Consider the following 22,102-nt stretch of genomic DNA (forward strand, 5'->3'; position numbering starts at 1 on the left):
CACAGGCCCGGGGCCGGGTCGACGATCGACCCGGCCCCGGACCCCGGTCACCTGATGGAGAAGTCCGCCAGGCGCAGCGGGGAGTCGAACACCAGGTACACGTCGCGGGTGCCGACGGCCCGGGCCAACTCGGTGCTGGTGCTGACGTACCGGTAGTCGTCGCCGGTGCTGGGCACGGTGGCCGTGCCGAGCAGCCGACCGGTGGGCGAACCCAACCGGATCTGGATGGTGCCGGCATCCGCGCCGGCCTTGGCGACAGTCGCGGTGAAGGTGCGCGCGCCGGCTCGCAGCGCGGAACCGTCGAAGGAGATCCACTGACCGGCCGCTGTGGCGCCGACCGCAGTACCGCTGGGCTTCGACTCGTCGACGAGCCGGACCCCCGCGTACCTGTCGAAGTTCTCCGCCCTGGTCGCACGGGACAGGTCACGGGCCGGGATCGTCTCGCCGCGGACCCGGACCGCGGCGCGGGCCCGGATGTCCTCGGCGGACGCCCCGACCATCAGGTCGTGGACGGACGACTCGACCACCCACCGGCTGCGGGTGACGTCCCAGTGCGCCAGGTCCGCGGCGGGTAGGCGCAGGGTCACGGTACGGGTCTGCCCGGGCGCGAGTTTCACCTGCTGGAACGCCTTGAGCTGGCGGATCGGGGTGGTATCGCGCGAGGTGCGCTGGTGGGTGTAGAGCTGAACGACCTCGGACCCGGCCCGGCTGCCGACGTTTGTCACGTCGACACTGGCCGTGATGGTGCCGTCGGCCGCGACCGACTGGGCGCCGGCGCGCAGCTGGCCGTAACGGAATCGGGTGTACGAGAGCCCGTGGCCGAACGGGTAGAGCGGCTTCGCGCGGCTGTACAGGTAGGTCTGCCCGGACGAGATGATGTCGTACTCCAGCAGGTCCGGGGGCAGTTGCGAGTCCGAGCGGTACCAGGTCTGGGTGAGCCGGCCGGACGGGTTGCGGTCGCCGAAGAGGACGTCGGCGACGGCGTGACCGGTCTCCGCGCCCGCGTGGGTGGTCCAGACGATGGCCGGCACGTTCTCCTGCTCCCATCGGATGGTGACCGGGTAGCTGGTCTGAAGCACGAGCACGGTCCGCGGGTTGGCCCTGGTCACCGCCTTGACCAGCGCCTCCTGGCCGGCGCTCAGCGCGGTGGAGGTCCGGTCGTGCGCCTCGCGGCCGTTGATGAACGGGTTGCTGCCGACCACGAGCACAGCGGTGTCGGCCGCCTTGGCCGCCGCCACGGCCCGGTCGATGCCGCTGCTGATCACCTCGCGGCTGAAGTGGGTCGCGGCGGCCGGGGTCGATGCGCCGAGCTTGAGGGCGCCATCCTCGCCGACGGTCACGTACGTGTCGGCGCCGAACCAACTTTCCTTGGTCTCGTAGCCGGCGTAGCGCAGCACCACAGTTCCGTCGGCCTGCGGCTCCAGCTTGAACTGCTGCTGGACGTACCAACCGTTCGGCTGCTCGTCGCGGGTGAGGAACGGCCCCCAGTTGTAGCCGAGGTAGCGACCGTTGGCGGCGTTGCGCAACGTCACCACGTCCTGCCCCCAGTCGACCACGTCGAACTGGGCGTCGAGCGAGGCGCTGCCCCCGGTCGCGGTGACCGGGTTGGTGTCGGTGGTGCCGGTGGCCGTGACGTACCGGCCGGTCACCGCGTCCTTCAGTGCGATCCGGTCCGCCCCGTCGAGCCCACTCACGCTGGCCGAGCCGCCGAGCCGTTCGCGGATGCCGTCGAGCGCCGTCACCTGGTACGGCAGGTCGCCGCCGTACCAGTCCGAGTAGAGGGTGTCGGCCAGCGGACCGAGCACCGCCACCTTGCGGGTCCGGGCCGGGTCCAGCGGCAGCGCCTGCCGCTCGTTCTTCAGCAGCACCATCGCCTCCCCGGCGGCCTGCCGGGCGAGTCGCTGGTGTTCGGGACTGTTGATGACGTCCGGGGTGATGCCGCCGTACCGGCCGCCGCCCGGGTCGAACTCACCCAGCCGGAACCGGACGTTCAGGATCTCGCGGATCCGGGCGTCGATGTCCCCCTCGGTGAGCAGGCCGGTCGCCAACGCCTGCTTGATGGCGGTGACGGTCGGCTGCGCGTTCGTGTCGTCGGTGATGAAGCTGTTCAGGCCGGCCTTGATGATCGCGGCGTTCCCCTCGGCCTGGGTGGCGTAGTACCCCTGGGAGGCGACGAGGTTGTTCGGCGCCCAGGCGTCCGTGACGTTCATCAACGGCTGGTCGGTCCAGTCGCGGACCACAGTGGCCAGGTCCGGGTCCACCGTGGCCGGACGGCCGTTGACCAGGTTGTACGCGGCCATCATCCCGGTCGCCGCGTCGGCGGCGATGGCCGGCTTGAAGGCGGCACGGTCGTACTCGTTGAGCACCCGAGGCGGCACGTTCGACGAGGTCACGTCGCGCCGGACCTCGTTGTTGTAGGCCAGGTAATGCTTGAGGGTCGGTGCGCTCTTCAGGTGGTTCGGGTCCCCGCCGGTCATTCCCGACCCGTACGCGGTGGAGATCGCGGCGGTGAGCAGCGGGTCCTCGGAGTAGCCCTCCTCGTTGCGACCCCACCGGGGGTCGCGCAGCAGGTTGACCACCGGCGCCCAGAGGTTGAGCCCCCAGACCCGGGGATTCTGCGCGTGGTAGCCGCGCGCCTCGTCGCCGACGGCCGAACCTACCTGCCGGATCAGGTCGGTGTTCCAGGTGCTCGCCATGCCCACCGGCTGGGGGAAGGCGGTGCCGCGAGCCTTGACCACCGCGCCGTTGTTGTCGATGTCGGTGGACCAGGCCACCCCGTGCAGCGCCTCGGTGCCGGTCTTGAACAGGCCGATGCCCAGCCGGGGAATGGCCGGCTGGTACTGGTGCAACCAGGAGATCTTCTCGTCCTGGGTGAGACGGCCGAGCAGGTCGTCGACCCGGGCGTTCACGGACAGGTGGGGATCTCGGAACGGGTAGGTGGGCTCGGCGAGCGCGGTGCCGGGGACGGCCGGTAGGGCTAGCAGTGCGAGCGCGAGCGCGGTGATTCCGCGCCGAAGGCGCCAGTTCCGCATGCGTTTCTCCTCATGTCGTACGACAGACGCCCAGCGGGCGCCCAGACCGACGTGACCAGGCTCGACACCCGGCTGGCGGGCCTGAACGACGAATCGTCGAAGCGCTTCGACGACCCGGCCGCGTCACCACGGCCATGATTGTTGTGATCCGCGCAACTATAGATGCGCGCCAATGACCCGGCAATACCTGCTTCCTCCGTCGACAAACCGTCGTACCCACGGAGAAGGCGAAAGGTCGTATGATTTTTCGGCCGGAGGACACACGATGCGGGGCGGTGCGTCGATGCTGGGGATAGCCGCGTCGCAGTGGCGAGTACGACTGCGCCGGTCGCTGGCCCTGCTCTCGATGATCGCCGTCGCGGTAGCCGGGTTCACAGTGCTCACCGGGGCCGCGGTGACCTCCCGGCTGGACACGGTGGGCACGGTCAGCGCCAACTACCGCCCGGTCTACGACCTGCTGGTACGCCCCGGAGACGCGGTGCTGCCGCTGGAGCAGGAACGCAATCTGGTCCAGTCGGGACAGTTGGCGGGCATGCGTGGCGGCATCACCCACGACCAGTGGCGCGAAATCCAGGCGGTGCGCGGGGTGTCGGTGGCGGCACCTGTCGCGATGGTCGGGTACGTGATGCGCACCGTGCCCGTGACTGTCGACCTGTCGGATCACCTTGACCCGACAGCCGAGCGTCAGGTGTTGCGGGTCCAGCCGACCTGGGCGACGGACGCGGGGCTGAGCCAGATCCCGGACGGGCCGGCGTTTCTGTACGCGACGCGCAACCGGCTGGAGGTGGTGCCCAACAGCGAACTGAAGAGCGGCGGGGGCCTGCCACCGCCGGAAGAGGTCGACGCCGACGGCCAGCGGGTGAAGATCTGCCCAGCGGCGGTGGCCATCGGCACGCAGGACTGGCTCGCACCGACGGACCTCCGAGCCCGATCGTCGTTGACCTGCGTCGGTGGCACGGGTTCGACGGATCGCGAGGGAAAGGCGATGCGGCCGACCGTCACATTGGCGTGGACGGTGCCGTTCCTGATGGCCGCTGTAGACCCGGAGTCAGAGGCCGCGCTGGCGGGGCTGGACCAGGCCGTCACCTCGGGCCGATACTTCAGCTCCGCGGAAGCGCCGACGTCACGGCGACTGGACGGAATGCCGTACCCCTACTCGGTGCTCCCCATCCTCATCGCGGACCGGCCTCAGGTCGACAGGTCGCTCAACATCAGCGTGCAGCGCCTGAACGCCGACGTGCCCGAGCTGGTCCGGAGATCCGCCGACGACCAGCGGCTACGCGCCGATCTGGTCAACGAGCCCGGCACGCCCATCGACAAACGGGTGATGTCGTTCGAGGAGCCGTACCAGAACCTGGTCGACCGGATGCTCCGCCCCGACGACCTGGGCGTCGAGTACGACCTGGCGACGGCGAACACCAGGTGGCTGGACCAGTTCTGGACCGTCGGACCGCCGAAGAGGGTGCGGGACGGGGACGGTCTGCGGGCCCAGCCGGATCCGTACGACCTGAAGATCTGGGGTCAGGGCGCCGACGACGGCGGGTCGTCCCGGCACGTGCCGATGGAGTTCGCCGACACAAGTGTGCGAAGCGGCGTCGCCGTCCACCGGAACCTGGCGCACGGGTACGACGATCAGCCCGGGGACGTGGGCATGCCCGATGCCGCGCTGGGCGCGGTGGGCACCTTCGACCCCGCAAAGGTTTCGCTCGGCAGCGCGCTGGCGGCGGTGCCCATGGACACGTACTTCAACCCGGGTGCCGAGGGCGCCGACGAAGCGTCGCGGCAGGCGCTGGGCGGCCAACGCCTGGCCCCGAATTCAAACGTCACGGGGCTGCTCAGCCAACCACCGCTGATGCTCACCACCATGGCGGCCCTGCCAGCCATCTTCGACCCCGGCGCGTACAGCACCGAGCCCAGCTACCCGGAGTACCAGCTCAACACCACCGCACCGATCAGTGTGGTGCGAGTCCGGCTGGCCGGAGACGTCGGCATCGACAGGGTTTCCCGGGAGCGGGTCCGGGTGATCGCCGAGGAGATCGCGCAGCGCACCGGCCTACAGGTCGACATCACACTGGGGTCGTCACCCACCGCGATGACCGTGCACTACCCGGCGGGCAACTACGGCCGGCCCGACCTCGCCGTGGCCGAGCCCTGGGTGCAGAAGGGCGTCGCGTCCGTGCTGGTCCGCGCGGCCGACCGCAAGAGCGTGCTGCTGTCCGTCCTGGTGCTCGCGGTGTGCGCGCTGGCGGTGCTCAACGCCAACACCGCCGCCATCCGCGCCAGACGCACCGAGTTCGGCATCCTCACCTGTCTCGGCTGGGGCCGGCGGCACCTCCTCCAGCTGATGTTCATCGAGATCGCCGGCATCGGCCTCGCCGCAGGCATCGCGGGCACCGGGCTGGCGCTCGGGATCGCGTTCGGTCTCGGGCTGAACATCGCGTGGAGCCATACGCTGCTCGCCGTACCCGCAGCGGTTGCCCTTGCCCTGCTCGCCGGCGGCTGGCCGGCCTGGCGGGCCGCCCGGCCGGACCCCGGCGAGATCATCCGCCCCGCCGTCTCGGGTTTCGCCCTCCGCCGGCAGGCGCCGCGCCGGTTGGCCACCCTCGCCCTGGCCAACCTCGCCCGCACACCCGGTCGGACCGCGCTCGGCGCGCTGAGCCTGATGATCGGGGTGGCCGCGCTGACCATGTTGTTGGCTATCACGTTCGCGTTCCGGGGGGCGATCACCGGCACCCTGCTCGGTGATGCCGTCACCCTCCAGGCCCGCACCGTCGATCACATCGCCGTGGCGGTCACGATCGTGCTGGGCATCGTGTCGGTCGCCGACGTGCTCTATCTCAACATCTCCGAACGCGCGGCCGAGTTCGCCCTGTTCGGCGCCGTTGGCTGGACCGACGCCATGCTGAACCGGCTGGTCATCATCGAGGCCATCGGCATGGGCGCGATCGGCGGCACCCTCGGCGCCGCTGCCGGCCTGGGCGCGGCGGCGGTCTTCGCCGGAGGCGTCACCGCTCCGATCCTCTGGTGTTCCGGAGCCGCCCTGGTGTTCGGCGTCGCCGTCTCCGCCCTGTCCGTGGTGGTGCCGATCGCCGTGCTCCGCCGACTGCCCACCGCCCACCTGCTCGCCGAGGGGTGAGCGGCAAAGGAGTAGGTCCGATGGAACGGACGTCAGCTGCGACGGCGAGCACTGTCACCATGCCGCTGGTGTGTCTCACCCGGGTACGGAAGTCCTTCCCCCTGCCCGACGGCGCACCGCTGGTGGCGGTGAACGACGTCAGCCTCGCGATCGCCGCCGGCACCGCAATCGCGTTGACCGGGCCAAGCGGCTCGGGCAAGTCGACGCTCCTGCACCTGATCGGCGCCATCGAACGGAGTGACGGCGGCACCATCGAGGTCGGCGGCCAGGAGGTGACCGGCCTGTCCGGCCGGGGGTTGGCGGCCTACCGGCGACGGGTCGGCTTCGTGTTCCAACGGTTCCACCTGCTGCCCACGCTCACCGCCCTGGACAACGTCATCGCACCGCTGATCCCGTTCCGCACCGATTTCGACAAGGTCGCTCGGGCACACGAACTGCTGGCGACAGTGGGGCTCGCCGACCGGGCCGCCGCCCTGCCGTCGCGGCTCTCCGGCGGGCAGCAGCAACGGGTCGCCATCGCCCGTGCGCTGATCAACCAACCTGCCCTGTTGCTCGCCGACGAACCCACAGGCAATCTCGACAGTCAGACCGGCACCGCGATCGTCGACCTGTTGCTGAGGCTGCGCGACGAACAGGGCACGACAGTCATCATGGCCACCCATGACACCGCCATCGCCGCGCGCTGCGACCGAACCGTCCAGCTGCGGGACGGGTGCCTCACGTCATAGCTGACGGATCACCAGTGGTAGAGCACGTTCACGGTCAGCGCGGCCACCACGGTGGCGAAGAATACGACCGGGCCCACCAGCTGACGGGAGCCGACGCGCAGGTGCGCGATCAGCGCGCCGATGAAGTACAGCACCAGCCCGGCGGCGGCGAGAGTGCCCAGCAGCGGTACGGCGAAGCCGGCCAGCAGCCCCAACGAGCCTGCCGCCAGCGCGGTGCCCAGCCGCGGTAACCACGACCGTGGCACGCGCTTCATGTCGGCCTGGGCCTTGGGATAGTCGTGGCCGATCAGGTAGGTGACGGCGGCGGTGCCGGTGAAGACCGCCGCGAGAATGGTGACCGTGACATAGGCAGCGAACATTTTTCCTCCGTTGTGGTTGCTCGCCCCCCGGACGATCTGGCGCCGAGGATCGTGACGACTCGATCAGCTCGCTGGCCGCAGGGCGCCGAACCGTACGCCGGTGGTCTGTTCGGACAGTTCCCACAGACGGCGGCCGTGCTCGGGGTCCGTCGCGGCTGCGGAGAGTTTCCCCGGCGCGGGGTGACCGCGCAGTTCGCCCGGCCCGCCGGGGGCGACGAGCTGGCCGGGCCGCGCCCCGGGGTCGGTCGCGGCGTACAGCTGCGGCCAGACGCCGCGGTCGACCGGCTGGGCGAGGAGTGGGTTGCCGATTCTGCCCAGCAGCAGCCGCCAGATCGGCGTGGTGGCGCTGCTCTGCAAATTCGTCGCGGTGTAGCCGGGGTGGGCGAGGAAGCTGCCCAGCGGGCTGGCCACGGCGCCGAGCCGCCGGTGCAGCTCGTAGCCGAAGATGGCGTTGGCCAGCTTGGACGTGTTGTAGAAGCCCATCGGAGAGTAGCCCCGCTCGCCGGTCGGGTCGGCGAAGCGCACCTTCGCCTGCCGGTGGTTGACCGAGGTGACAGTGACCACCCGTGGGTCCCGGCCGGCCAGCAGGAGGTCGAGCAGGAGCCCGGTGAGGGCGAAGTGCCCGAGGTGGTTGGTGGCGAACTGCACCTCGTGACCCTGCGGGCTGAGGGTGCGCGGCACTGCCATCACTCCCGCGTTGTTGATCAGCACGTCCACCCGACGGTGGTCGGCGTGCATCCCGTCGGCGAACATCCGTACCGAGTCGAGGTCGGCGAGGTCGATCCGCCGTACTTCCAGGTCGACGCCGGGCCGGGCGGCGTCGATGTCGGCCGCCACCCGGCGGCCCCTCTCCTCGTCGCGGACGGCCAGAACGACGCGCGCACCGCGGACGGCCAGCTCCCGGGTGGTGACCAGGCCGAGGCCCGCCGAGGCGCCGGTGACGACGAAGGTACGGCCGCTCAGGTCGGGAATCTGGGCAGTGGACCAGCCATTGACAGTCATGCAACCCACTGTGCTATCGGTGGCACTCAGTGTCAAGCAAGGCGTGCAATGCCAACATGGGCATGGTGTAGCACCTCATGACGTAGCATCGGCGGATGCGATCTCGTGCGGACAACAGCCTGGCCGAACGCAAACGCCAGCTCGTTGCCGACGAACTCCGCGACGCCGCCCTGATGCTGCTCGCCACCAAGGGCTTCGACGTGGTGACCGTCGACGACATCGTGGCGGCGGCCGGCATGTCGCGGCGTACTTTCTTCCGCTACTTCGCGTCCAAAGAGGACGTCGTCGTCCGGTTCCTGGCCGACACCAGCGCTGACATCATCGCCGAGCTCACCGCCCGGCCACGCGCCGAGCCACAGTCGGTCGCGCTGCGCCACGCCCTGTGGGTGCCGCTCGCCGCCTGCAACGACCACCCGGAACACTCCGAGCGAGCCCGGGTCGTCGTCCGTCTCATCCTGGACACCCCCGCCCTGCACGCCCGCTGGCTGGAACGCCAGATCGAGTGGCGCGCCGAGCTGGCCGCCGAGCTGGGCAACCGCGGCGGCCTCGACCCGCACACCGACCCCTACCCACGGATGGCCGCCGGGATGGCCCTGCTGGCCCTCGACACGGTGCTCCAGCGGTGGCAGCCGGGCGACGACGAGCAGCACCTGGCCGAGCTGATGGACCAGGCGTTCGCCGTGGTGGCGCCGGCCCTCGACGGGCCCGCCGCGTCACCCGCCGCCGGCTGAGCGCCACCCTGCGCGAATCAGCGCGGTTTCTGCGCCCTTTCAGGCCGCTCAATACGTTCGCGGCATGACAACCAAACGTTCCACGCGCACCAGGCGCGGGACTGCTGTGCTGGCGATGATCGCGGTCACAGCGGCAAGCGTGCTCTTCGGCGAACCCGCGTCCGCCGATCCCGTACCCGTCCCCGTCCCGCAGGCGGCGCTCACCGACCGGGCCTTCGGCCAGGTCGCCGAGATCCATCTCCAGGGTGCCGCTCGGATCAAGACGGTCGTGCTGTCGGCCGAATTCGTCCAGTGGCACCGGCTGCACCCGAACGCCACGGCCGAACAGGCACAAGCCCAGCTCACGACGCGCCAGCAGCTGCTCGACAGCTCGCTCACCACGTTCGACCTGCTACTGCCCGAGCAGGACCTGCTGCTCAAGTCCGTCGACATCCTGCTCGGCACGCCCGGTGGCGACACCCGGACCGCACCGGAGATCACCGGGCTGGTCGGATCCGTGATCGGCAAGACTGTCGAACCGTGGGACACCCGCGAGGAGCTCGCCTCCGGCGCGCTGCGGACCGCACAGTGGCTGCGCGGTCGTGATGACGCCCTCGCCGCGGTGTGGTCCGCGATCCGACAGGCGGGGGCTGCCAGCGCGCCGGTCGCCACCGCCTGGAACGCCGTCCTCGGTGCGCCGATCGGGGTGGACATCACCAGCACCTACGAGGAACTCCGGGAGGACCCGGGACTTTCGCACGTGGACCTCGACGCGATCCTGGCGCTGCGGGGCGACTCGGTGGCGTACGTCGCGGCGGCCAAGCAGCAGCTTGCCTCCCTGCACGCGCAACTGCTCGGCCTGAGCCTGGAGATCCGTCTCGAGATCGGCGAGAACAACAGCAAGTGCCCGCCCGAAGGGCCGCCGAGCGCCACCTGCACCGCGGCGGCCAAGAAGGCCGCCGAGGACCGGGACAAGGCTCGGCAGCAGACGATCTCCGACATCAAGGCCGGAGTGGGCATGGTTTCCACAATCATCGGGTTCGCCGACCCCGACGCCGGCAAGAAGTCCAAGGTGATCGGGGAGGCCGTCCTCACCACGATCAGCGCGATCTCCAAGTACGCGGCGGCGATCACCGGCCGCGGCCTCGCGGGCTCGATCTTCAGCACCGCGACGTTGGCGATGACCGGCAACGTCTTCGGTGCCGTGATGTCGATCGTCGGGCTCTTCGGCAGCAGCGGACCGTCGCTGGACGCGCAGATCCTTGCCCAGGTCAAGGCACTGCGCGACGAGGTTCGGGCCCTCGGCGACGAGATGCGCGCCAGCTTCGCGCGGGTCGAGGCCCAGATCAACACGGTGTACGCGAACATGATGGCCCAGTTCGACAAACTGAACGCCGCGATCGCCGGCAACACCGCGCAGATCACTCTCGTCCAGCAGCAGGTCGCCCAGCTCGGCCTGCGCCTGGAGGACATCGCCGCCACCGTTCTGGCCGCGATCGGCGACGCCACCCTGCACGACGCCCGCGCCGACATCAACAAGTACGTCGGCTACCTGGAGAACTTCGGTCAACCCATCCCGACATACAACGAGTTCGTCGGCCCGGAGAACGAGTTCCACCTGACCTCGACCCAGCTGGCCAGCGGCGCGGCCTTCGTGGTGCCCAGGACCGACGCCGACAACCCGGCGGTCGACCCGACCACCGTACTGAACAGCTTCGGCGAGGCCCGTTCGATCAACTACCTGGCTCGGATCGCCAACGGACGTGACCCGTCGATGGCCGAACCGTCGACGCCGGTCGGCAACCCGGCGGTGTGGAACCTCGGAGCGCAGGCGTACGCCATGTTGATGCTGCAGAACCCGACGTACGCCGCCCAGGTCAGCGCCGGCCGCGCGGCGCAGATCGAGGCGGAGGGCACCCGCATCGCCGACCTCGCGGCCAGCTTCGGTCGGCCGGTCGACGGCAACACCAACGGCCTTATCACCGGGCTGGTCAACGAGTACGTCGCCGCCACCAACGAGCTGTCGACAGCGCTGAGGGCGTTCCGGAGCAACGAGGTCCAGGTCCGCTACGAGCCGGACGCCAACGGCGTCCAGGTGAAGACGCTCAAGGACTACGACCTGTTCTGGGACACCGACAAGCCGCTCGCCGCGGCGCCGGCGAAGGCCGACGAGGCGACGGTGCCTGCGTGTGAGGGCAGCAGGCAGATCGACCGACCCACAAACGTTCGCTACGAACTGATGTCGAACATGGTGCGGGCACTCCAGTACGCGTACACGCCGCGCCACGACGAGCCGCCGGCCGGGGTACGGGAGTTGCCCGAGGTCGGCTACTGCTACACGCCGAGCTGGGTCCACACCCGAACGACGGGCAGCGGAAGCGGAGTGATCCGCTCCTACGGCAAGCTGCGGTTGCAGATCCACAGCCGGTTCCGGCTGAACTCGTCAGCGGCCTGGCAGAACTCGCGCACCGCCGACTACACCTGGCCGGACGAGCAGGTCTACCAGGTCTACTGCGAGTTCTTCAGCTGCAGCAGCGAGACCACGCCCGAACAGGCCCTGACCCAGAAGTGGCCGTCCGGCCGGTACGCCTTCGCGAGCGGCGCGACGGCCGTGAACAACACGGCACTGGACGCCACGCTGACGCCGACCCTGCGCGGTTTCCTCCAGGCCCGGCAGAAGTCCATGTACGACCGGGTTCGGGTCCAGAGCACCCAGGTCAGCGGGGCGGTGCCCACCGCCCTGAAGAAGGTGAACACGGCGGCCCGGCTGCTCCAGGCGTACACCCGGTTGGGTCTGCCCAACGCCCTCGACTCGGACGACGTGTTGTCCGCGAACCTGTTCGGGCAGTACCAGATTCCGGTGAACATGCCGACGGACGCCAAGGTCGGTGCCGCCTATGCCACGGCGAGCGGGAACTACGCCCTCTGCGGGCCTACGCCATGCTCGCTCGACCCCAGCCGCCCACTGCGCGACCAGGTCAGCCTCAAGGTGCCCTGCGAACCAGCTGTCGACTCGTCCAACCTGCCCGGTGACCCACTGGGCGACTGTCTGATCACCAGCGCGCGTTCCCGCGCCCACACGCTCACGCAACGGTACGAGGTGTGGGCGGACCAGATGACCGCCGGCCTGCACCGCGAGCGGGTGCCGTGGATGAACGACACCCTCCTGGGCCTGCGCATCACCACGCGCCTGACCCACGCCAACTGAAGCACACGTTGCCGGCGCCTTCCGGGCGCCGGCAACGCCTTATGTGAGGTTCAGTACCGCTTCCAGGTTCAGTGACGTTCCATGCCTCGCAGGATCAGAGGGCGGGTGGAGCGGCCGACAGCTTCGCCAGCCAGTCCGGATCCGACAGGTCCACGGGACGGTCAGCGATGTTCCGGAGAAGAGCGTCGATAACGGCGACGTCTTCCCGAATCGCGGCGAGGGTCATACCCGGGGAATGCGTCGCCTCTGGTCACTGACGAGCGAGCAACGAATCTCCACGCGATAGCGTTCGGTGCCATGGGATCTGTGGACTTGGTCTTGGCCGCCATCGTCGCCGCAGCCAACCTGGCTTTCGCCACTGTGCTGATCCGCCGGAGCCGTGGCGGCACGACGGTGCCCCGGATCTTCGGCCGCCCTCAACCCCTCCCGCGCCTACGGGCCACGATGCACGCCTGCCTGGGGCTGGGGATGAGCGACACAACAGCCCTCTAGATCTGGAACTGCCGCGCGGTCGCCGCTCTGACGATCGAGCAGGCTTGATGCGGAACGGCCTCGTCACTCCGTAGGCAATCCTTGGGAGTTGCTCTGCGGTTCCGATTCGCTGACGCGAGGCTGCGGAGGCCGCAGATGCAGAGTTTCAGCTGCCGCCTGACGCATCATCCCGACCGCAGACGTCATCCCGTAGCGACGGTTGAGAATCTCCAAGATGTCCTCTTCAGTCTGGACACGACCGATCCTGCCCGAGCGCTTGGCTATGGCGGCCACGGCAATACAAGCGCGCACCGGATCAAGGGAAACGGTGTTGGCCGCAAACTCCTTGGGCGAGAGCACTTGCAATCCGTGAGGCAACTTGTCCGCAGGAAGGTCCCGCACGTTGAGCGTGATGATGGCGCCCGCATTGGCTACAACCGCAGCGGCGACCAGATGTTCATCGTCAGGGTCAGGAACATTGCCCCGCTCGATCAACTTCGTTCTCTGCTCGTACTCCAACTCTTCGAGCACGACCGAACTCCAGACGGGCCGATACATACCCTCGATCGCAAGGGACAACAGGAAGTCGCGCTGCAGATCGGGCCAGAGAACACAGGTGTCGAGTAGCGCTGTGAACACCCGTCTATCCTGTCAGGCCCCTACGGCGTCGCGCGACCGCACTACGCGCCTCGCGCAGCCGCCGCGTTACCGCATCGAGGTCTTCCTCGTCATCAATGTCCATAGACGTTGCCTCAAGCGCCGCATACTGCTCGGCCCTGCGCTGCGTCCGGTACGCAAGTAGGTCAGGCAGAAGGACTCGGCGGTGAGTTCCCAGTCGCTCAAACGGGATCTTGCCCTCGTCGAGCAACTTGACGACTGTTGGCCGACTGACTCCAAGTAGGTCGGCGGCTTGCTGTGTCGTCAGCTTCAGCGTCCTCGGAGCCACCGTCACTGCGAACCCCTGCTGAAGCGCCTCAACTACCTGGCGAAGCACACCGTAGATCTCGGCTGGAAGCTCGACGCGGTCGCCGGGGGTAGCTCCAGCCAGGAAGTACCGTGGCTCCACCGGCCCTCGGCCCGCCGTCTCATGCGCTTGCATAAAGTCGTGGACTTGGGCAACCTGCCCATCAGCTTCTGGCAGGTACGTCTCTTCCTTCAGAGCAGCCGCAGTCATGGCACCCCCATCTCGAAAGCATCGTAACTTCCTTCGTTTCTTTCGTCTACGAAACGCTGATCCTTGGCAAGAATGACGCGGGAGTGGCGTCTTGCTGAACAGGCTGGCCAAGCCGGCGCATGGCTGCCCGGCATCGCCGTGACTCTCGCCGCACCGAGGGCCGTGGGCGCATCGGTACGGTCCACGGATGACCGTCGTCCGCTCTGTCCTGCTGTTCATCGTCGCCGCCCTGTTCGAGATCGGCGGGGCGTGGCTGATCTGGCAGGGCTGGCGCGAGCACCGCGGCCTCTGGTGGATCGCCGCCGGAGTCATCGCCCTCGGCGCGTACGGATTCGTCGCCACCTTCCAACCCGACCCGAACTTCGGACGCATCCTCGCCGCCTACGGCGGCGTGTTCGTCGCCGGATCCCTCGCCTGGGGCGTGATCGTCGACAAGTTCCGGCCCGACCGATGGGACATCATCGGCGCCGGCATCTGCCTGATCGGCGTCGCCCTGATCATGTACGCGCCGCGTCAGGGATGAGCCGCCGGCTGACGTTCCTTTTCGCGTTGGCGGCGGGAGTGGCGGTCGGCAACCTCTACTGGGCCCAGCCACTGCTCGGCTTCATCGCAGGCGACCTACGCGTCACGACCGCGACGGCCGGCTGGCTGATCACCGCGACGCAGTTCGGGTACGCCGTCGGCGTGCTGCTGCTCGTACCGCTCGGTGACGTCCTGGACCGCCGCCGGTTCGTCCCGATCATGCTGCTGACCTCGGCCGCCGCACTACTGCTGTGCGCGCTGGCGCCGTCGATCGGCGTACTCCTGCTCGCACTCGGCGTGCTCGGCGTGACGACGATTTCCGGGCAGATCCTCACCCCGCTCGCCGGAGACCTTGCCGGCGACGCCCAGCGCGGTCGGATCGTCGGCGTCGTCGGATCCGGGACCCTCACCGGCATCCTGGCCTCCCGCGCAATCAGCGGTCTCGTCGCCGACGCCGCCGGGTGGCGAACGATCTTCGCCCTCGCCGCGGTCCTCGCCGTCCTGCTCGCGATCGTGCTCCACCGCGCGATTCCACAGCTGGCACCGCGGACGCGCATGCCGTACCCGCAGCTCATCGCCTCGGTCGGCGCTGTGGTCGTGCGCGAGCGGGCGGTCCGATGGACGCTGGTCCTGGCCGCCACCGGGTTCGCCACGTTCTCGCTGTTCTGGACCGCGCTGACGTTCCTCCTCAGCGGCCCGCCGTTCCGGTACCCGGTGGCGGTGATCGGGTTGTTCGGGTTGGCCGGCCTCGCCGGCGTCCTCTCCGGACTGCGCGGCGGCAGGCTGCACGATCGCGGTTGGTCGCTTCCGGCCACCGGCGCGGCCTGGGTACTGGCCCTCACAGCCTTCGTCGTCGCCGCGTTCGCCGTACGGTCCGTCGCCCTCGTCATCATCGTGATCGTCATGCTCGACGTCGCCCTCCAGACGCAGGCCCTGCTCAACCGGGCGCGGCTGTTCGCCCTCTCCCACGAGGCCCGGAGCCGGCTCAACACCGCGCTGGCCACCGGCAACTTCGTCGGCGCCGCCATCGGCTCCGCCGCCGCGACCGTGCTGTGGTCCGCGGGCGGCTGGACAGCTGTCACCGTCGCGGGAACAGCGCTCTGCTGCTTCGCGCTCATCGTGTGGGCGCTGGGACGTCGTGGTCCACTCGTGAGCCGGGTTGCCCCGCCGGACAACGCAATTCAGGGGGCATGACCAATTGGTCATGCCCCCTGAATATCGCTGGTGCGCCGCCAGGGACTCGAACCCCGAACCCGCGGATTAAGAGTCCGCTGCTCTGCCAGTTGAGCTAGCGGCGCTCGTCGGCAACGGAGAGAACATTAGCACCCCTCCAACGCGGGCTCCAATTCGGTTACCCGGGTCCCCCCTTCGGTCGAGCTTTGCCGGCAAAAAGCCCCAAACCGACCACCGTCGCCAAGATCGGGGCGTGGGTTGCGGCGGTGATGCGGCACGATGTCCGCCAGGTACGCGAGAACAGAGGTGGGCATGGCACGGTTCACGCGAGCCGGGGCGGTGGTGGGCGCCCTGACTCTGGCGGCGTCGCTGGCACTGACCGGATGCGGCGGCGACGAGAAGAAGCCGGAATTCGTTGGCGGGGCGTCCTCGGACGTGAGCGCCACTCCTGGTTCAGCCACACCTTCGACGCCAGGCACACCGGGCGGGCCGCCGCTCACGCTGAGCCCGGCGAACGGCACGAAGAACAGGCCGGTGAGCACGGAGATCAGCGCGAAGCTCCCGGACGGTGGGAAGGTGTCCGCTGTCACCCTGACGGCGGACGGTGGGGGCTCGATCCAGGGCAAGCTGCGTACCGATGGTTCGTCCTGGGTGCCGTCCACCCCGCTGAAGTGGGGCACCCGCTACACGGCCACTGTGACGGCGAGCGCGTCGGACGGCACGAGCAGCCAGGGGACCAGCAGCTTCACCACGATGGCCAAGCCGAGGTCGACGATCGGGTCGGGCCTGTACCTCTTCGACGACAAGAGTTACGGGGTGGCCATGCCTGTGGTCACCGAGTTCCACCCGGGTATCCCGAAGAAGGACCGGGCGGCGGTCCAGAAGCGGATGTTCGTCCAGACCGACCCGCCGCAGCCGGGCGCGTGGCACTGGGTCAGCAACGGCACGCAGGCGTACTACCGGGCCCCGGAGTACTGGAAGCCGGGCACCACGATCACCGTGCGGATCGCCCTGGCGGGGGTGCCGCTGAGCAACGGCAAGTACGGCGACATCGACCGCAAGGCCACCGCGAAGATCGGCCGGTCGTTCGAGATGAAGGTCGACAACGCCAACAAGAAGATGACTGTGTACGAGAACGGCGCGGCGGTGCGCACCATTCCGGTGAGTCTGGGCAAGAAGAGCACGCCGTCGTCGAGCGGCACGATGGTCGTGATGGAGAAGAAGGAAGCCACTGTCTTCGACACCCGGGACGATCCGGACCCGGCCAACCGCTACGTGACCGACATCCAGTTCGCCCAGCGGCTCACCTGGGGTGGCGAGTACATCCACGCCGCGCCCTGGTCGGAGCACGTGCAGGGGCGGCGGAACGTCTCGCACGGCTGCGTGAACGTGTCGATGGCGAACGCCAGGTGGTTGTTCGACAAGACCCGGATCGGCGATCCGATCACGATCAAGGGCACCGAGCGCAGGATCGCCGCCGGCAACGGTTGGACGGCGTGGAGTCTGAGCTGGTCGGAGTTCATCAAGGGCAGCGCGTTGCCGGTGCCCAGCGGTGGGGCCGGCCCGGCGGTCTGAGCCGTCGGCTCCGTTGCGCCGGCCCTGCCGTTGGCGGGGCCGGCGTACCCTTGCACTCTCCCGCCGCGCGACATCGGCGCGGCGACCCCCGCAATCCCGGTACGGAGACGAACCAGGCTCACGAAACGCCGGATAGTAGCAGTATTCGGGCACTATTGATGGCGTGTTTCGGTTCACCCTCGGCAACCGGGGCCGGCTCTGGCGCGTCAGTAGGAGACGATGGGGCAGCGACCACGACTTGTGAGGGAATTCATGCGAGCTAGCCAGGACCAGCTGATCAGGCCCGGTGGGCGACGCCGCGTGTTCGCGGCGGGGCTTCTCGCCGTGGCGCTGGCCTTCACCTCCGCCTGTACCGACGACGGCGGTAAGCCGTCCTCGTGGCACGGCGGTGGCGAGAACCCGGCACCGAAGGCCGCGGCGACGATCAGTGAGCCGGCGGCCGACGCCAAGGACGTGCCGGCGTCCACAGGCATCACCTTCACCACGAAGGACGCCGTGGAGACCGCTGTCGAGCTGAAGGACGCCGCTGGCAAGGCGGTCGAGGGCGCCGTCGCCAAGGACGGCAAGTCCTGGCTGCCGGCCGGCGCGCTGGCGTACGGCACGAGCTACACGGCGACAGTGACCGCCACCGGCGACGACGGGCGTCCGGCCACCACGACCAGCACCTTCACCACAATGGCCAAGCCCGGCAATCAGGTACGCGTGAGCAGCTTCCTCGGTGACAACCAGGTGGTCGGTGTCGGCATGCCGCTGATCGTGAAGTTCAGCCGGGGCATCCCGGAGGACTACCGCGACGACGTGCAGCGCCGGATGACTGTCACCTCGACGCCGGCGCAGGCGGGGATCTGGCACTGGGTCAGCCCCACCGAGATCCGGTTCCGGCCGAAGGAGTTCTGGAAGACCGGCAGCAAGGTCTCCTACCGGGTCCAGGCGGGTGGCCTGCCGATGGGTGAGGGCTGGTACGGCCGCGCCGACCTCTCGGTGGACGTCAAGATCGGCGCGTCGGTGGTCATGACTGTCGACAACAAGACCAAGCGGATGACGGTGACCCGCAACGGCTCAGTAGTCAAGACCATCCCGGTCAGCCTGGGCAAGAAGAGCACCCCGTCGTCGAGCGGCACCATGGTCGTGATCGAGAAGTTGCGCAAGACGGTCTTCGACACGTTCGAGGAGCTGGGCCCGGAGGAGGGTTACCGCACCAAGATTGACTTCGCGCAGCGCCTCACCTGGGGCGGGGAGTTCATTCACGCGGCACCCTGGTCCGAAGGCCAGCAGGGCACCACTAACGTGTCGCACGGCTGCGTGAACGTGTCGATGGCCAACGGCGACTGGCTCTTCAAGAACACCCAGATCGGCGACCCGATCACGGTGAAGGGCACCGAGCGCAAGCTGCAGAACGGCAACGGCTGGACCGACTGGAACATGAGCTGGGACGAGTACGTGAAGGGCAGCGCCCTCCCGTACGAGCCTCCGGCCGACCCGGACGCCACGCCGACCCCGGACGGGGCGGTCACCCCGTCCCCCACGCCGACCTCCTGAGCCAGCCGACGAAAGCCCCCTCCTCGGAGGGGGCTTTCGCGTAGGCCCTGTCTCGCCCCGACAACGACTCAGGCCCCCTCCGAGGAGGGGGCCTGAGTGGTGAAACCTGTGGGGTGACTGAGGGGAATTGAACCCCCGACAACCGGGACCACAACCCGGTGCTCTGCCAACTGAGCTACAGCCACCATGCCGCCGTCGCCCGGTCGATCGCTCCGGGCGGGGTGCGGACCAATAATAGCCACACCACAGCGCGCCTCGTCCAGCGGGTTCCCTGCTCCCCGGGAGGAGCTGCCGTGGTCAGAGTTCGGCGGCGATGGCCTTGGCGGTCTCGACATCCGGGCCGGGCAGCGGAACGAAGATCGTGCGCCGGTAGTACTCCAACTCCCGGATGCTCTCCCGGACGTCGGCCAGCGCCCGGTGCGCGAGACCCTTCTGCGGCTGGCCGAAGTACACGCGGGGGTACCAGCGGCGGCAGAGTTCCTTGATCGACGACACGTCGATCATCCGGTAGTGCAGGTGCGCGTCGAGGCGGGGCATGTCCCGGGCGATGAATCCCCGGTCGGTGGCGATGGAGTTGCCGCACAGCGGAGCCGTACGCGGATCCTTCACGAAGGTGCGGACGTAGTCCAGGACCAGGTCTTCGGCCTCGGCGAGGGTGACCGCCGAGCGGCGGACCTCCTCGGTGAGACCGGACTTGGCGTGCATGGTCTGCACGATCTCCGGCATCCCCTCCAGTGCCGCCTCGTCGGCGTGGATAACCACGTCGACACCGTCACCCAGCACGTTGAGGTCGGGATCGGTGACCAGTGCCGCAACCTCGATCAGTTTGTCCCTGCCGAGGTCCAACCCAGTCATCTCACAGTCGATCCAGACGAGGAGATCAGCCACCGGGACAGCCTACGCGCAGCCCGCGCCCCGCGGCTGCGCGCTCTCGGCGGGCCGGCCCGCTAGGGTTTCGGGGTGCCAGCAGAACCCGTCGCACCGCCCGCCGTCACCGAAGACGATCCCGGCGGCCGTACGGTCCGTCGCCTGGTCGCGGTGGTGGCCCTCGGCGCTGTGCTGCCAGCGCTCTACCTGCCCGGTCTCGTGCACGACTTCTTCGATCTCAAGATCTACATGTCCGCGATGGACTGGTGGCGCGTCGGTCACCCGCTCTACGACTACGTCCAGCCCGACCGGGTGCAGGGCGAGCTGTACTTCACCTACCCACCATTCAGCGCGCTGCTGCTGTGGCCGTTCGGTCTGCTGCGGCTCGGCGCCACCGTGGCGATCTTCACGGCGCTCACCGTGCTGGCCGTCGTCCTGACCACCCGGTGGCTGGTGTCGCCGGTGATCGCCCGACACGACCTGCCTCGCGCGTTCACCCTGGTCGCCGCCGTATTGCTGGTGCTGGCGGTGGAGAGCATCCGCGAGACGATCACCTTCGGCCAGATCAACATGCTGCTGGTCGTGCTGATTCTGGCCGATCTGCTGTTCGCGGTACCGCAGGCGCGACGCTGGGCCGGCGTGGGCGTGGGGCTGGCGACGGCGCTCAAGCTCTTCCCCGGCATCTTCATCGTGTACCTGCTGGCCACCCGGCGGTGGAGGGCCGCGGCGGTGGCGAGCGCGACCGCGGCGGCGGCGACCCTGCTCGCGGCGGCGATCGCCCCACGGGACTCGTGGCGGTTCTGGACGCACGAGCTGTGGACCACCGAGCGGGTGGGACGCACCGACATCGTCGGCAACCAGTCGCTGTTCGGTCTGCTCAGCCGGTTCACCGAGCCGGACAAGCCGGACCGGCTGCTCTGGCTGCTGGTGGTCGCCGTGGTCGCCGCCTACGGGCTGTGGCGGGCCGCCCGCGCGGCGCGGGCGGGTGACCCGTTGACGGGCCTGACGTTGACCGGGTTGGTCGGTTCCCTGGCGAGCCCGATCACCTGGACCCACCACATCTACTGGTTCGTGCCGGCGGTGGTGCTGCTCGCCGACGCGGCGTTGAGCGCCGACCGCCCGGACGAGGTGCGCCGACGGCGGTGGTTGGCCGGGCTCGCGCTGGGGATCACCGCCGTGACCATCTACGGCGTTGTGACGTTCCAGGCCTGGGGCGCGGAACCGGTCCGCACTCACGACCCGGTGGACTTCGTCCTGCAGAACACGTACGTGCTGCTCAGTCTGCTGCTGCTGGCGGCGTTGCCGGTGCGTCCGAAGCTCGGTGTGGAAAATCGCACCAATTGGACAGACCTCCCGAGTAGCCACGTTCGGCGCTAACCTGTCCTCATCTACCTCAAGCGTCGCTCGGGTAGCACCGATCCCCCGGTGAGAGTGGCCCTCCGCGTCGGCAGCGCGGAGGGCCACTCGCCGTTCCACCCCCGTCAGCCGGCAGGGTCGCCAACCGGTGGGACCGCCACCGGCCGGGCCGTGGGCTCGTCCGGGTCGGCCGGCGGCCAGGCGAGACTCAGCCGGACCTCTGGTGGGCGGGGCAGCCGGACCGGCTCGTCCAGGTCGGCGAGGGTGTCTGCGCGCGCGGCGCCGATCGCCGACCGGGAGGGTGCCGCGGCCCCGGCGCCGACCGGGGCCAATTGTCGTACCGGCAACGGCGGGGTCGGGTCGGGTTGCCGGGGACCCAGGCCGCTCAGCGAGGTGACGCCGAGGCGGCCGGCGAGCACCGGCACCTGGTCCGGCTCGACCACGAAGATCACCTCGCGCGGGCGCAGCGGTCGCAGCAGGAGCAGCGCCGCGCACACCACCAGCAGCACGCCGACGGTCAGCAGACCCCAGGTGGCCGGACCGGTCCACCCGGCCCGCAACTCCGCGCGCAGTTCCACTGCCACGTCGGCAGCGCCGTCGGGGCGCATCACCACCAGGCTCATGGGTTCACCGGCGAGGTCGTCCGCGCTCCACTCCAGCGAGCCGATCCCCTCGCGTACCCAGAAGGGCCGGCCCAACGGCGTGACCGGCCCGCCGGCCGTCGCGGCGCCCGGGGTGTCGGTGGCCGGTCCCGCCGGATCGATCCGGACCGGCAGCGGGCCCCGGGCCAGCGCCACCCGGCGGACCGTGGCGTGCGGCACCGCCTCCAGCCAGCCACGCACCTCGGCGGTGGGCGCCAACCCGACGAAGGCTGGCCCGCCAGTGGTGTGGGCGTCCAGTCGGAGCCGCGTCTGCGCGGTACGCGCGAAGGGCGCCTCCTGTCGCAGCAACCGGTCGAGGTCGGTGATCACGACCGCGTGACCGGGCGTGCGGACCGTCTCGAAGCGGGCGGCGAAGGCCCCGCCGGGGTCGGCGTGACGGGTCACCAGCCACAACCCGCCGCCGGCGAACAACGCCGGAATTCCCACGACCAACAGCAGCACCCCGGCGATCATCCGCACGAACCGCATCCGCACCGTCCCCCTCCGTAGCAAAACACCCGGCCGACCTTACCGACGTACACCGTCTGATCAGGGGATATCCACGGCACGGCCGGTACCGACTCCGGAAAGCGCGCTGGCCCGCCGGAT

General features: G+C 69.3%; 18 protein-coding genes and 2 tRNA genes. 11 read left to right on the top strand and 9 right to left on the bottom strand.

Annotated elements, in window-relative coordinates:
• Positions 1-47 precede the first annotated feature (47 nt).
• Positions 48-3,032, bottom strand: coding sequence for a glycoside hydrolase family 3 protein (locus IW248_RS19190; RefSeq protein ID WP_196928093.1), 2,985 nt, complete (start codon positions 3,030-3,032; stop codon positions 48-50).
• Between the two features lie 12 nt (positions 3,033-3,044).
• On the opposite strand from IW248_RS19190, the gene IW248_RS33560 reads away from it, so the two are divergent.
• The 3 genes from IW248_RS33560 to IW248_RS19200 all read left to right on the top strand — a co-directional run bounded on the left by IW248_RS33560 (position 3,045) and on the right by IW248_RS19200 (position 6,896).
• Positions 3,045-3,170, top strand: a complete 126-nt coding sequence (locus IW248_RS33560; RefSeq protein WP_269155088.1) for a hypothetical protein — start codon at positions 3,045-3,047, stop codon at positions 3,168-3,170.
• Positions 3,171-3,297: 127 nt separating this feature from the next.
• A complete protein-coding gene (locus tag IW248_RS19195; protein ID WP_196928094.1) occupies positions 3,298-6,168 on the top strand; it encodes an ABC transporter permease in 2,871 nt (956 codons plus the stop codon).
• A 20-nt stretch (positions 6,169-6,188) separates the two neighbouring features.
• On the top strand, positions 6,189-6,896 hold the full coding sequence (locus tag IW248_RS19200; protein ID WP_196928095.1) for an ABC transporter ATP-binding protein: 708 nt from the start codon (positions 6,189-6,191) through the stop codon (positions 6,894-6,896).
• Positions 6,897-6,904: 8 nt separating this feature from the next.
• Here the strand turns inward: IW248_RS19200 and IW248_RS19205 are convergent, their stop codons facing one another.
• Both IW248_RS19205 and IW248_RS19210 read right to left on the bottom strand, forming a co-directional pair.
• Positions 6,905-7,255, bottom strand: a complete 351-nt coding sequence (locus tag IW248_RS19205; RefSeq protein ID WP_196928096.1) for a DoxX family protein — start codon at positions 7,253-7,255, stop codon at positions 6,905-6,907.
• A gap of 63 nt (positions 7,256-7,318) precedes the next feature.
• A complete protein-coding gene (locus IW248_RS19210; RefSeq protein ID WP_196928097.1) occupies positions 7,319-8,257 on the bottom strand; it encodes an oxidoreductase in 939 nt (312 codons plus the stop codon).
• A 95-nt stretch (positions 8,258-8,352) separates the two neighbouring features.
• Between IW248_RS19210 and IW248_RS19215 the strand changes: the two genes are divergently transcribed.
• The 3 genes from IW248_RS19215 (at position 8,353) to IW248_RS19225 (ending at position 12,667) form a co-directional block, all read left to right on the top strand.
• Complete coding sequence (locus tag IW248_RS19215) at positions 8,353-8,988, top strand: acyl-CoA-like ligand-binding transcription factor (protein WP_196928098.1); 636 nt, start codon at positions 8,353-8,355, stop codon at positions 8,986-8,988.
• Positions 8,989-9,052: 64 nt separating this feature from the next.
• The gene (locus tag IW248_RS19220) at positions 9,053-12,175 is read left to right on the top strand and encodes a hypothetical protein (RefSeq protein WP_196928099.1); all 3,123 of its coding nucleotides are present in this window, start codon (positions 9,053-9,055) and stop codon (positions 12,173-12,175) included.
• Positions 12,176-12,472: 297 nt separating this feature from the next.
• A complete protein-coding gene (locus IW248_RS19225) occupies positions 12,473-12,667 on the top strand; it encodes a hypothetical protein (RefSeq protein ID WP_196928100.1) in 195 nt (64 codons plus the stop codon).
• 63 nt (positions 12,668-12,730) lie between these two features.
• On the opposite strand, the gene IW248_RS19230 is transcribed toward IW248_RS19225, so the two are convergent.
• Together IW248_RS19230 and IW248_RS19235 are read right to left on the bottom strand one after the other, a co-directional pair.
• On the bottom strand, positions 12,731-13,285 hold the full coding sequence (locus IW248_RS19230; RefSeq protein ID WP_196928101.1) for a PIN domain-containing protein: 555 nt from the start codon (positions 13,283-13,285) through the stop codon (positions 12,731-12,733).
• Between the two features lie 4 nt (positions 13,286-13,289).
• The gene (locus IW248_RS19235) at positions 13,290-13,820 is read right to left on the bottom strand and encodes a helix-turn-helix domain-containing protein (RefSeq protein WP_196928102.1); all 531 of its coding nucleotides are present in this window, start codon (positions 13,818-13,820) and stop codon (positions 13,290-13,292) included.
• Between the two features lie 187 nt (positions 13,821-14,007).
• On the opposite strand from IW248_RS19235, the gene IW248_RS19240 reads away from it, so the two are divergent.
• Both IW248_RS19240 and IW248_RS19245 read left to right on the top strand, forming a co-directional pair.
• Positions 14,008-14,343, top strand: coding sequence for a YnfA family protein (locus IW248_RS19240; RefSeq protein WP_196928103.1), 336 nt, complete (start codon positions 14,008-14,010; stop codon positions 14,341-14,343).
• Positions 14,340-15,536: an MFS transporter gene (locus IW248_RS19245; RefSeq protein ID WP_231396355.1), complete on the top strand. Its 1,197-nt coding sequence runs from the start codon at positions 14,340-14,342 to the stop codon at positions 15,534-15,536. Before IW248_RS19240 ends, IW248_RS19245 begins: the two co-directional genes overlap by 4 nt.
• 28 nt (positions 15,537-15,564) lie before the next feature.
• Here IW248_RS19245 and IW248_RS19250 read toward each other — a convergent pair.
• A tRNA-Lys gene (locus IW248_RS19250) sits at positions 15,565-15,640 on the bottom strand.
• Positions 15,641-15,827: 187 nt separating this feature from the next.
• Between IW248_RS19250 and IW248_RS19255 the strand changes: the two genes are divergently transcribed.
• Both IW248_RS19255 and IW248_RS19260 read left to right on the top strand, forming a co-directional pair.
• Complete coding sequence (locus IW248_RS19255; protein ID WP_196928104.1) at positions 15,828-17,090, top strand: L,D-transpeptidase; 1,263 nt, start codon at positions 15,828-15,830, stop codon at positions 17,088-17,090.
• Positions 17,091-17,342: 252 nt separating this feature from the next.
• Complete coding sequence (locus IW248_RS19260) at positions 17,343-18,629, top strand: L,D-transpeptidase (protein ID WP_196928105.1); 1,287 nt, start codon at positions 17,343-17,345, stop codon at positions 18,627-18,629.
• Positions 18,630-18,738: 109 nt separating this feature from the next.
• Here IW248_RS19260 and IW248_RS19265 read toward each other — a convergent pair.
• Together IW248_RS19265 and orn are read right to left on the bottom strand one after the other, a co-directional pair.
• Positions 18,739-18,814: transfer RNA gene (locus IW248_RS19265), tRNA-His, on the bottom strand.
• A gap of 112 nt (positions 18,815-18,926) precedes the next feature.
• On the bottom strand, positions 18,927-19,517 hold the full coding sequence (gene orn / locus IW248_RS19270; RefSeq protein WP_124817552.1) for an oligoribonuclease: 591 nt from the start codon (positions 19,515-19,517) through the stop codon (positions 18,927-18,929).
• 72 nt (positions 19,518-19,589) lie between these two features.
• Between orn and IW248_RS19275 the strand changes: the two genes are divergently transcribed.
• Positions 19,590-20,873, top strand: a complete 1,284-nt coding sequence (locus IW248_RS19275; RefSeq protein ID WP_196928106.1) for a glycosyltransferase 87 family protein — start codon at positions 19,590-19,592, stop codon at positions 20,871-20,873.
• A gap of 104 nt (positions 20,874-20,977) precedes the next feature.
• Here IW248_RS19275 and IW248_RS33890 read toward each other — a convergent pair whose 3' ends face one another.
• Positions 20,978-21,982, bottom strand: a complete 1,005-nt coding sequence (locus IW248_RS33890) for a hypothetical protein (RefSeq protein WP_196930269.1) — start codon at positions 21,980-21,982, stop codon at positions 20,978-20,980.
• Between the last annotated feature and the right edge of the window lie 120 nt (positions 21,983-22,102).

It is taken from the genome of Micromonospora ureilytica (assembly GCF_015751765.1).
In the GTDB taxonomy this organism is placed as follows: Bacteria; Actinomycetota; Actinomycetes; order Mycobacteriales; family Micromonosporaceae; genus Micromonospora; species Micromonospora ureilytica.